Annotated in this window: 13 protein-coding genes; 9 read left to right on the top strand and 4 right to left on the bottom strand. The window is 34.1% G+C overall.

What is annotated here, in order from left to right; translation table 11 throughout:
* Positions 1 to 113: 113 nt before the first annotated feature.
* Complete coding sequence (locus ACSC97_RS16775; protein ID WP_179990983.1) at positions 114 to 887, bottom strand: hypothetical protein; 774 nt, start codon at positions 885 to 887, stop codon at positions 114 to 116.
* Between the two features lie 183 nt (positions 888 to 1070).
* Here ACSC97_RS16775 and ACSC97_RS16770 point away from each other — a divergent pair, with 183 nt between their 5' ends.
* The 3 genes from ACSC97_RS16770 to ACSC97_RS16760 all read left to right on the top strand — a co-directional run bounded on the left by ACSC97_RS16770 (position 1071) and on the right by ACSC97_RS16760 (position 4384).
* A complete protein-coding gene (locus tag ACSC97_RS16770) occupies positions 1071 to 2240 on the top strand; it encodes a MobA/MobL family protein (protein WP_436662067.1) in 1170 nt (389 codons plus the stop codon).
* A gap of 550 nt (positions 2241 to 2790) precedes the next feature.
* Positions 2791 to 3690 (top strand): replication initiation protein RepM, encoded by a 900-nt coding sequence (gene repM / locus ACSC97_RS16765; protein WP_005146110.1) that lies wholly within the window; start codon positions 2791 to 2793, stop codon positions 3688 to 3690.
* A 76-nt stretch (positions 3691 to 3766) separates the two neighbouring features.
* Positions 3767 to 4384 (top strand): plasmid replication DNA-binding protein, encoded by a 618-nt coding sequence (locus ACSC97_RS16760; RefSeq protein ID WP_005146111.1) that lies wholly within the window; start codon positions 3767 to 3769, stop codon positions 4382 to 4384.
* 188 nt (positions 4385 to 4572) lie between these two features.
* Here ACSC97_RS16760 and ACSC97_RS16755 read toward each other — a convergent pair whose 3' ends face one another.
* Together ACSC97_RS16755 and ACSC97_RS16750 are read right to left on the bottom strand one after the other, a co-directional pair.
* Positions 4573 to 5361 carry a suppressor of fused domain protein gene (locus ACSC97_RS16755; RefSeq protein WP_436662064.1) on the bottom strand — a complete coding sequence of 263 codons (789 nt, stop codon included), beginning with the start codon at positions 5359 to 5361 and terminating at the stop codon, positions 4573 to 4575.
* A gap of 223 nt (positions 5362 to 5584) precedes the next feature.
* Positions 5585 to 5899 (bottom strand): hypothetical protein, encoded by a 315-nt coding sequence (locus ACSC97_RS16750; protein ID WP_253147432.1) that lies wholly within the window; start codon positions 5897 to 5899, stop codon positions 5585 to 5587.
* A 304-nt stretch (positions 5900 to 6203) separates the two neighbouring features.
* Between ACSC97_RS16750 and ACSC97_RS16745 the strand changes: the two genes are divergently transcribed.
* The 5 genes from ACSC97_RS16745 (at position 6204) to ACSC97_RS16725 (ending at position 9209) form a co-directional block, all read left to right on the top strand.
* Complete coding sequence (locus ACSC97_RS16745) at positions 6204 to 6491, top strand: BrnT family toxin (protein WP_004797784.1); 288 nt, start codon at positions 6204 to 6206, stop codon at positions 6489 to 6491.
* On the top strand, positions 6478 to 6792 hold the full coding sequence (locus ACSC97_RS16740) for a BrnA antitoxin family protein (protein WP_005000589.1): 315 nt from the start codon (positions 6478 to 6480) through the stop codon (positions 6790 to 6792). Before ACSC97_RS16745 ends, ACSC97_RS16740 begins: the two co-directional genes overlap by 14 nt.
* Positions 6793 to 6993: 201 nt before the next feature.
* Positions 6994 to 7743, top strand: a complete 750-nt coding sequence (locus tag ACSC97_RS16735) for a TIGR04255 family protein (RefSeq protein WP_005000590.1) — start codon at positions 6994 to 6996, stop codon at positions 7741 to 7743.
* The gene (locus ACSC97_RS16730) at positions 7740 to 8363 is read left to right on the top strand and encodes a helix-turn-helix domain-containing protein (protein WP_005000591.1); all 624 of its coding nucleotides are present in this window, start codon (positions 7740 to 7742) and stop codon (positions 8361 to 8363) included. The genes ACSC97_RS16735 and ACSC97_RS16730 overlap by 4 nt, the downstream gene beginning before the upstream one ends.
* Before the next feature lie 21 nt (positions 8364 to 8384).
* Entirely contained in the window at positions 8385 to 9209 is an 825-nt protein-coding gene (locus tag ACSC97_RS16725; protein ID WP_005000593.1) for a hypothetical protein, read from the top strand.
* Between the two features lie 263 nt (positions 9210 to 9472).
* Here the strand turns inward: ACSC97_RS16725 and ACSC97_RS16720 are convergent, their stop codons facing one another.
* Positions 9473 to 9697 carry a hypothetical protein gene (locus ACSC97_RS16720; protein WP_005249015.1) on the bottom strand — a complete coding sequence of 75 codons (225 nt, stop codon included), beginning with the start codon at positions 9695 to 9697 and terminating at the stop codon, positions 9473 to 9475.
* 151 nt (positions 9698 to 9848) lie between these two features.
* On the opposite strand from ACSC97_RS16720, the gene ACSC97_RS16715 reads away from it, so the two are divergent.
* Positions 9849 to 10094 (top strand): hypothetical protein, encoded by a 246-nt coding sequence (locus tag ACSC97_RS16715; RefSeq protein WP_004728465.1) that lies wholly within the window; start codon positions 9849 to 9851, stop codon positions 10092 to 10094.
* Positions 10095 to 10467: the final 373 nt, after the last annotated feature.

Genomic DNA, 10467 nt, shown 5'->3' with positions numbered 1-10467 from the left:
ATATTTGTTTAAGATGAGATGTAACTCATTGAAATGTGTCATCATATTCGTCGTCAGAAAACAAGTATTATGCCATTATTTCAATGAGTTATCTTTTTTTGTCGTGTACAAAGCTATTTTTTATATTGACACTCTGATAAAGATGACATAATTGCTTTTATATACTCAGGAACAATTTCACCTTCATACTCAATCATTGCTAATTTATCAATGACCTTAAAAAATATTGGCCAACTGAAGAGAAACGTTTCAAGATTCGCCTCAATCTGCTCAAATATTATAGATTTTTCGATCTTATTTATGATCCTCTTATTTCCTACAATGGCTTTTCTAACTTGATCTGGTGTCAAAGTATCAATATTAAGACCCAATTCTTTATAAGCAGCAATGACAGCGCCACCTAACTGATATTTTCGATGATCTGCTGCTGTTCTTTTTTTATTGATTTCTTTTTTTTGAATCTGGCTTAAGTACAGTTCTAAATCCTTATACTCCAATTTTTGTGCTTTAAACTTTAGATAACGAGTACACATCGTTTTCAAAATATTTGTCTTTGTTGGATCTAGTTCATTGTTCTGATATCCCTGATACAACTGCACAAACTTTTCTTCATAGTCTGTACGTTTTGGATTTTCAGACAACTCATCAAACAATAGCTTTAACTTCATGTGCTCACGATAAGGTTTTAAGGCCTCTTTCACTAAGATCTGTTGAGCTTCAGACAACATTTCAAAGTCGAAATCTTCAGCCTGTAGTGCATCGACAACTTGATTTTCTAATTTAGAACGAGGATCTTTTTCTAATAAAAACTCCACGAAAGCATGTAATTCCGCTACCTGAAGTAACTGAGCTGGTCTGCCTCTTTTCTTTGCTTTTTCCTGGGTCATATCATCTGCCGCTAAATTCGCACTTGACAGTTTCTCCTGATCGGAGAAACTAGTACGCAATGGGGCGCTTCCCCCTTGACCCCCTTCAACCGGATTTTTCAGCCATCCAGGCATTCCAAATCCGGGCGGTTTTCATTCCGTTTCACTACATAAAAACCGGTCTAGAACCCAACAGAGGTAAGCATGGCCAGCTATCATTTCAGCGTCAAAAGTAAAAATAAAGGCTACGCCATTCAGCATTACCTCTACATTGCACGGCTAATGCAGTATGAGCAGGTTCGCAAAAACAGTAATGAGGTGCTGGAACATGTTGAGCCTGGCCGCTGTATGCCTTCTTTCGTTAAAGATCCAATCGAATTTTGGCATGCAGCAGATACTTATGAACGAGCGAATGCCAAGGCCTATATGGAGTATGAAATTGCCCTACCAAATGAATTCACGCCAGAACAGCGTAAAACGCTCATAGAGACGTTTTTAGACAAACATGTAGCTACCTTCAACTATCCACATTCATACGCCATACACAACGTAAAATCACGCATTAGTGGCGAAGAACAGCCCCATTGCCACCTCATGTTTTCCCTCAAAGCCGATGACGGCATTGAACGCACAGTAGAACAGTACTTTAAACGCTACAATCCTCAAGATCCGGCAAAAGGCGGTGCCAAGAAAATCCAACTCCAAAATGGTCATGATGATTATTCAGCTTTCCTGATCTATATCCGGAAACAATGGGAAAACCACCTCAATGATGCTTTAGCCGAGCACTGCCCTACTGTGACCTACCAGATTGACGGCCAAGAGATCAGCATCAAAAACCAAGTTTCTGCTGACAGCTATGAAAAGTACAATGAACTTCACGGCACGATGTATATCCCCGAACCCAAACTCGGTGTAGGAAAACAGAATGAAACGTTGGAATACCTGGCTGAAATCCAGAAAATCAGACAGCACAACCAGCAAGAAAGAGAACTAGAAGAACGCCAAAAACGCTTAGATCAACAACATGAATATTTTTATAGTGCTGAAAACAATCCATTTTCATCATTGGAAGTGATGTATTACCTGAATTATTTAGTGAAGAATCAGAAAAATAAGGAAAAACTGAAAAAAGATTTTAGTGAAATTATCAAAACCCAAGAGCCTATATTGCAACAAGAAGGCTGGAACATTCATAACATGAATCGAAAATTGAGGGATTCAGAGCATAACTCAACGCCATGCTTTGAGTTTGACGTGTATTCCCCACCAAAGAATCCATTACCCACGCAGAATAAGCCCTCTAAACTGGTTCAATCTGAACAGCAAAAGCCAAAATCTGATGATTATGATTACGGTGGTCCGGGGTTTTAAATTATCTGGATTTATTCAGGCTTTACAGAGCGAGTGTCTACGAGCGAACAGACACAATTAAAATTTTCGCCATGCTTTTTCTCTGATTACAAGTTCCCCCTTTGCTGCTAAGACGGAGGTACAGAGCATCCCGAAGGGTGCGAACAGATTCAATTTGCTTCTAGGCCGAGCGAAGCGAGCATAAAAAAATGATGAGCGAAGCGAATTCCGAGTTGCTTTTGATTTTGCTTTTTCTCAAAGTCATAACGGAATAAGCCAAAAAATTGCCCCGACGAACTGAGCTTTAGCGAAGTTCAATAGAGTTTGAGCGTAGCGAAAACCAAGGGCAATTTTTCAATTTGCTCTTTTTAATTAATTTTAAATCTTTTAAATATTTTAGGTAGGCTGAAAGCCCTTAAAAACAAGGCTTTCAGCTCTTAACTATGAGGGATTGACTACTAATTATGAGAGATTGACTACTAATTATGAGGGATTGACTACTTAACTATGAGGGATTGACTACTAACTATGAGAGAATTATAGTACTCATAATTAAGTTTTCGAAATAAAAATGATGAGTCCATCTAAAAAAGAACTAGTAGTTAAATCAAATCAAGTTATCGAGGCTTCATATCAACTCAGCTCAACAGAACAGCGTATTGTGTTAGCAGCGATTAGTAAAATTAGTCGGGCTGAAGACATTACAGATGATGAAATTTATCGCGTAACTATTGATGACTTAAAAAAACTTGGGGTTCATGAAAAAACAGCTTATAGAGATCTAAAAGATGGTGTAAACCGCTTATATGACAGATCAATTAATTTAGCCATTAATGATGAATCAATCAAAATGAGATGGATTCAATCCATACGATTTTTAGAAAGTAAAAGCGTTGTAGGAATTAGGTTTTCTAAAGAAATTTTACCTTTCATTTCTAATCTAAGTCGTGAATTCACTAAGTATTCACTATCTGACATTGCTGGTATGAGTAGTGCCTATGCTATTCGTATTTATGAGTTATTAAGCCAATACCGTTCAATAGGAAAACGGGAGATTTCCATCGAATCTCTAAGAGGTATGTTGGAGCTAGGAAAAAGATATCCATTATCTGCTGATTTAAAAAGATGGGTTATTGATACAGCTGTAGATCAAATCAATGAACATAGCCCTTTGAATGTATCTTACGAGCAAATAAAAACAGGCCGAAAAGTCACACACATTCAATTCACGTTTAAAGAAAAATCAAAAAGTATTGAGCATAAATCTGAACAGAATAATTTTTATAAATTAACCGATTCACAAATTAATATGTTTGGTAATCAGCTTTCACGCTTACATGAATTATCTCACCTGGCACAACAAGGTGAAAGTTATGATGACTTAGCTATCAAAATTAAAGATATGCTGCGAGATCCAATACAACAAAAACAACTCATTCCTCATCTTAAAAATTTAGGCTTTAAGGCATAAAGATCGACTGTGTATGTAGCGGTTGACTGTTTGTTGATGTATCTTGGTTCACATAATAGACAACCAGAATTACAAGATGAAATCACTATCTGTTATTGAGCTTTCAAACCTGTATGGAATAACTCGTCAAGCCATTTATAAGCAAGTTAATAAAGGTAATTTAAGTAAGAATAGTGATGGTAAAATTGATCTTTCCGAAGCTATTCGAGTTTTTGGTGAACCGTCTAGAAATGTGAACAGTTCACAGACAACCGAAACACGAAAGTTGTCAGAAGTTCACCTGCTAGAACAACAGGTTTACATGCTTCAAAAACAGCTTGAACAGGCGCATGAGCGTGAGCAGTTTCAACGTGAGGAATTAAAAGCCAAGAATGATCAATTACACGTTAAGGATGAACAAATTGAAGCGATACAACGATTATTAGAAGCTCCAAGAGCCTATACAACTAAGTCTATCGATCCAAAATCAGATACAGCAACAGACACTAGCTTAAAAAGTGAGTCGAACTATGATGGATTGACTACCCAAAAAAAAGAACCTCCTGTACAAACTGAGATTCAAACTCAGGCGAAAGATGACGGATTAACTACCCCGGAAAAAACAAAAAATAAGCGGATTCCGGTGCCGGATCACGTTGAACCGGAGCAGCCGAAAAGAGGCTTTTGGAGCCGTTTTTTTAGACCCTATGATTAACCACGATTGTTTAACTGATATGAACAAAGTTGTGGAACATTGATCAAATAATAGGCGTGGAACGTGAAAAATCATAAAAAAAACCCAACTTGGGGAAGATGGGCTATCAACTAGGAAATACAGCTTTGAATTATAAGGATGATTATAACGCATTTCGTATAAGGTGTATTATGTTAATTTTAGGAAAACTAATTAGTTATAACAGAGGATCTATTACGATCACTGATTTGACCAACACCTGATTTTATAAGCTTATTAAGTAACTCATTCCGCCCATTTGTCATAGACCATTTCATTTCTTCATCGGTAATAACTGTTGCAACTAAAAACTCCATTTTTCCATTTGGAAGCTGTGTACTAAGAGGTAGAGGCTTTTGTGCTTTTGTAATTAAAACATTAATTTTGTCATTAGCATTTTCACCAACTTGTATAGCTTCAATAGTCAGCCCATTATATTTTTCAACTCTTGCTAAAATACCCGCATCATTTAATAATTCAGCTTGGGCCGCCCATTGTAAAAACCAAAGTGGCCATTCTTCATTTTTTTCTCTAGTCATTAATATTAATTCATATCCATAACCTGCTGCACCAGAAGGAGTAGAGGTTGGTGATTTCGAGTTTAAAGTTGCCGAACTTGAAGTAGTTCGCCCTAAATGATCTTTCTCAACTTTTACATCAGAAACAGTTGCTTGAGCTGGCATATCAGAGTTTGTAAATCCAAAAGTAGAATACACAAAAATATTTTTACCAATTTTGTCTGCCGGAATTACATATAACCCCCCACCAGGCCATACACCAGCCATGTGGACTATTTTCAAAATATCATTAGGTAATTGACCTATATTTTTTTCATAATACTGAGTTCTAGTGTCATATACATTTTGCCAAACGTCTTCTTGATTTTGTTGGGCGCAACTTATCGTAGAAAGCGATGTTAAGCCTATAAGACCGAATAACTTATTTAATTTACTAAGCATTTAAGATTTCTTTTAGTATTTTTGGTTTTTCTATTCTATTAATCTCTATCAGCTAAAGCAAAACAATCCTATTTAACATAATGGCTGTTATACGAAATAAAAAAACTAGGCACTGGCCTAGGTCTTAATTTTAAAAAAATACATAAAAATTAAGTTTTTAGACTCGATTTTTTAACTTCGTATAACGTGTATTATGTTAATTTTAGGAACGCTACAAGATAGATTAGACTCGATTTTTTCTCTTTTTGAGATATAAATAACAAATCAACAGAAAACTAAGCCAAAATAAGTAGTCCAAGATAAAGTAGTGAAGAAGGAACTCATCTAAATCCCAAAAAATAAATAACACGCTTATATTGTTACCAGGTGAAGTGAAATCTCCATCAATTAAGAATACAAAGGGAAAACCTCCTGCAAGTCTATCTACTTCTTCCACCCTATCGACAACTATACGATTAACAGGGATATATCTCTGATAGAATAAAGATAATGATGTCAAAATAAATGATAATATATTGATATACAATGTTTTTTTCAAAAATACACTTTTTATATTTTAAGTTAAAGATACTATTACTATACCGATTTTTATAAAATTCATCCAACTATTTAACATAATGGAGCTTATACGCAATACACTTGTATATTAATATAAATATCAATCACTTAATTAAACAAGAAAACTCCAAAAATGCCCAAAAAGTCGATTTTGAAACAAGTCGGCTTTTTTATGAGCAATTTTGATACTTCTTGCCAATAATTTCGACTAAAAATTACGCTTCTCAACTTGAGTAATACAATTTTGTGATACATTATTGTATATACAAATTTGAATGTTTTTTATGGAACAGTATTTTGAATGGGATGAGGCTAAGAATCGAAAGAATCAGAAAAAGCATGATATCTCTTTCGAAACTGCAAGCCTTGTTTTCGATGATCCATTACGGATCTCAATTCAGGACAGACATACCGATGGTGAAGAACGTTGGCAAACCATTGGAAAAGTAAAAGGCGTACTAATGCTACTAGTAGCTCACACTATCTTTGATGAAGATGACTGTGAAATCATAAGAATCATTAGTGCAAGACAAGTCACGAAAGCGGAGCGAGATAAATATGAGCATGGTTAGACACTCACGCAAAGAACTGAATGAAAAATTCAGCGACAAGCAAGATGCTGAAATTGAACGCTTGCTTGCTAAAGGAATGCTTCCTGACGATCAACTAGACCTATCAGATATTCCTGAAATTAAAGACTGGAGCAATGCTGTACGCCACAATCAATTCTATCGACCAGTGAAGCAACAAACATCTATTCGTTTAGATGCTGACGTACTTGCATGGTTCAAAGCACAAGGTAAAGGTTATCAGACACGCATGAATGAAATCTTGCGGACTGCCATGCTAAAAGAATTAAAAAAACATCAGTAAAAATGGGAGCTTAGGCTCCCATTTTTGACTTCGCATAAGGTGTATTATGTTAATTTTAGGAAAACTTATAAATTTAGAAGCGTATATCCAATTAATTTTGTCTAAAAAATAGTTTCATTTCTTTAAAAAATTACTATTTAAAAAATAAAAGTGTAAACTAAAGTGTAAACCTATATTAATTTATGATTTTCTGAGCCAACTATGAAAAAATCTGATCCTATCTATTTTGCTATAGCTCAAATAAGATTTAACGAAATCAATTATGAGCATGCCGTAGGAGATTTGAAGGAGATTTTTAGATCATTTGGATATCCAGATATCAAAGAATCTAATCAAAAACAGATAGACATAACTATACAAAACGGACTACCTCTACCAACGGAAAGAGATACGAAAGTTTTATCAGCTACTAACATAAATGCTGATGAAGGTTTCATTTTTAATAATAAATCATTAACTATTCAAACAGTTAACTATTCTTCTTTTAATGATCTAAGTCAAAAATTATTAAAGATTTTTAGCAATCTACCAAAAAACATTTCATTGATTGAAAGATTAGGTTACCGAACCTTGAATGCTTTTATTCACAGAAAAGAAAATACTTTAGATTCTCAAATTTCAAATTCTGTTCTTGGATTGTATACAAGTAGTGGAAATGAGTTCCAACATAACTACAATGAAAATTTATGCATAAATAGCGATCAAGTACATGTATTATCAAGAATAATTGTACAAAATAGTGAAGTTGGATTTCCTCCAGATATTAATAGCACCTCTCTAATTAAACCTGATGTAATGGATGGTTTTAAAAACCTACATGCAATGGTAGATATCGATGCTTCTTGGACTGGTAGATCAGAAAATAACGAACTATTTTTAAAAGAACAGTTTGAAAAGCTTCACACAGGCCTAAAATCTAAATTAAATAACATTGTAAAAGAAAAATTATGAGCACATACAATATAAATCCTTACACTTCATATAGTGGATCTTTACTCGTACCTACACATTTCACATATAACGAGGATTTAGATTCTGAAGCATCTCTTTTAGTAAAACTATATGCAGTAATTTTACTCTGTAGCACAATGATGGGGGGATATATCACCCGTTATTCATCGTCTACAGCTTATCAAATCAATGATTACACTTATAGTGAGTCTGAGACACATACATCTGAAATAAAAAGTAATTTAACTGAAAAATTTCAAACTATTAAAGACGTTTTAGGCCTTACAATTATTGAACAAGCTAAATACTTTGATGTATCAAGACAAAGTATCTATAAATGGCTTCGGGGAGAAGCCCAACCTAGCAAACATAACTTGTTGCTATTAAATGAAATAGATAAGGCCGCTATGATTCTTGCTAAAAATAATTTTTCAGGCTCAATTTATGCTGAAAGAGTTATTGAAAATAGTAAGAATTTAATCGATTTAGTTAAAGAGCATAAAGATGGTGAACGATACGCATCTCTTTTAGTTGATATATTGAAAAATGAACAACAGGAAAGAGATGAGTTAAATCGTTTGTTTGGTAATGATTTAAAGAATGTAGTTTTTCATCTTTAATTTAATAGGAATAACCTTATTGTGTGTTGGCAACGTAATACTGAATGGAAACAATTTTCAATTGTTAGTAAGGATGATTTAGTCAAATTAGGGATTAACGCTCAGGACAACTCCATTGGATTAATAATTTCTCATTCTTGTGATATTGCCAACACTAATCTTCAAGCAGAGCCAACTTTAGAGCTTCTTATTGGGACCATTACTAATAAAAAATGTGATGGTTCTTTTTCAAATGGAAAAAATAATAGGACTTTACACGTACAACTAGAAACAGCGCCATTAGTATGTCTTGAAGTAAAAATGACAGCAAAGATAGCTATTGAAAAAACCCAAATAGCTGAATTAGCTCTGATTCCAGCGCCAAATTATGAAATAAATGAAACTAACCAAAGAATCATAAAACGTTGGCTAACTACTCGATATGACCGAGCAGCTTTTCCAGATACTTTTAATGACTTAATGCGCGAGCATGACATTAATAAAAAAATTAAGCGATTCTTGGATAAAAATAGTTCTAATGAAATCATAGGTTTACTCTTAAACTACAAAGAGCACTTATATGATGATCATACACAATACGAACTAACTATTTTGGTACTTTACAGTACCATTGATGATCCACAAAAGAATAAGCTTGTTGCTCAAACTGTATCAGATCAAATTAAAAAAATTTTTACACAATCTATGCCTGAAGAAAATTTCACCAACAAAGACTGCATCTTATTAAAAAATGTTTTATCAGTTTCCGATGAAACTTTGACATATAAGCAAGCTCAGTTGTTTGAACGTTGGGAACCAGGAGATGATTTAAGTATGGAAACAGGTGGAGAAGCTATTTCTGCTTAAAAATATACCACTTTCATTTAACATAAAATCTCTTATGCGCAGTTCGGGTGTAACTCCAAAATAGAAATGTCCGGTTTATCGATTGCTCGTCCTAAGATCTCAGAACGTAAGGTACTTTGATGAACATTCTGGTTCTCAAAACTCGAAACTTTATTGAAAAGTTCTATTGAGGTTTATAAGTACCTCAAAATAAAAAAATGCCTGAATTTCAGGCATTTTTTACGTCATCACTAACAGCTTAAAACAATCAAAAAACGAGAGTTTTATTCTTGTGAATACGACTTAACTTTTTCAAAAATTGGAAAGAAGTCTAATCCCTCATCTTTCATCGTAGAAATCAACGCAACGATTACAGCAATGTGTGTAGGAACCACACCTTGTTTACTGTAATTCGTAATCGAATTAGGTTTCATATCCAATAAGGCAGCAAATTCCTTAATTGAAAGCCCTGCTTTACCGACAAGACGTTGAAATTCAGTATATGGCATTTAATTAAATTTATAGAAATGGTGTTTTGAGATTATAGCATAGGGTTATATTTACATAAAAACACATAAAATTATGTGGTAAACACATTATTTTATTTGTTATAAATAGTTTATCAACGAAACTATTTATCATCTCTATAGGAGACATACTATGTACTCATACCCTAATTCAAACGCTGAAAAGAAAATTGCCCTCATGATCATCAATGACTTTTTCATTCAAAAAGCACATGAACTCTGGATTTTTTTACAACTCGACCCGAGCTTTAACGACTATGAAGCAACAGTCATTTGGACTCGACGTTATCTAGAGGAACATCCAGAAGGTGAATACAGCGACATTCAAAAAGCCTTCCTTTCTTGTTTCCCAGAACACTTCTTCAACTTTGACTATTGAGTTATGAATCGTCTTTACTCTTTTGTGGCTTGAAACCAGAATAAACGCTATAAAACCCTGGCAGGATACCGGGTTTTTTTTATTGCAATATTCTACACACCTGGCAAATGGGCAATCATCATCATGATTATTCGGAATTTACCCTTCTTCTTGTTTAAGAAAGTGGATATCTAAATCCAATCAATCACTGAGAAGCCAGATATATCTAGCTTTTATTATTAAAAATAACTTATTTTAATTTATTTATTTTTAACTATTTTTTCTCTGTACACGACAAATTTCATAGGGCCCTTGTCCTATCAGGCTTTTTCTTTCTTAAAATTGCGAGCACTTTCTTAAATTCTTCTTTTTTTCCAAAACCAATCAAACGTAG

Origin of the sequence: Acinetobacter sp. P1(2025) (assembly GCF_051390655.1) — a bacterium.
GTDB lineage: Bacteria > Pseudomonadota > Gammaproteobacteria > Pseudomonadales > Moraxellaceae > Acinetobacter > Acinetobacter junii.
This window is presented reverse-complemented; position numbering and strand designations above follow the sequence as displayed.

Excerpts from the sequence above, each read along its gene's own strand:
- ACSC97_RS16775 (WP_179990983.1), bottom strand. The coding sequence starts at position 887 with ATGACCCAGGAAAAAGCAAAGAAAAGAGGCAGACCAGCTCAGTTACTT.
- ACSC97_RS16770 (WP_436662067.1), top strand. The coding sequence starts at position 1,071 with ATGGCCAGCTATCATTTCAGCGTCAAAAGTAAAAATAAAGGCTACGCC.
- repM (WP_005146110.1), top strand. The coding sequence starts at position 2,791 with ATGATGAGTCCATCTAAAAAAGAACTAGTAGTTAAATCAAATCAAGTT.
- ACSC97_RS16760 (WP_005146111.1), top strand. The coding sequence starts at position 3,767 with ATGAAATCACTATCTGTTATTGAGCTTTCAAACCTGTATGGAATAACT.
- ACSC97_RS16755 (WP_436662064.1), bottom strand. The coding sequence starts at position 5,361 with ATGCTTAGTAAATTAAATAAGTTATTCGGTCTTATAGGCTTAACATCG.
- ACSC97_RS16745 (WP_004797784.1), top strand. The coding sequence starts at position 6,204 with ATGGAACAGTATTTTGAATGGGATGAGGCTAAGAATCGAAAGAATCAG.
- ACSC97_RS16740 (WP_005000589.1), top strand. The coding sequence starts at position 6,478 with ATGAGCATGGTTAGACACTCACGCAAAGAACTGAATGAAAAATTCAGC.
- ACSC97_RS16735 (WP_005000590.1), top strand. The coding sequence starts at position 6,994 with ATGAAAAAATCTGATCCTATCTATTTTGCTATAGCTCAAATAAGATTT.
- ACSC97_RS16730 (WP_005000591.1), top strand. The coding sequence starts at position 7,740 with ATGAGCACATACAATATAAATCCTTACACTTCATATAGTGGATCTTTA.
- ACSC97_RS16720 (WP_005249015.1), bottom strand. The coding sequence starts at position 9,697 with ATGCCATATACTGAATTTCAACGTCTTGTCGGTAAAGCAGGGCTTTCA.
- ACSC97_RS16715 (WP_004728465.1), top strand. The coding sequence starts at position 9,849 with ATGTACTCATACCCTAATTCAAACGCTGAAAAGAAAATTGCCCTCATG.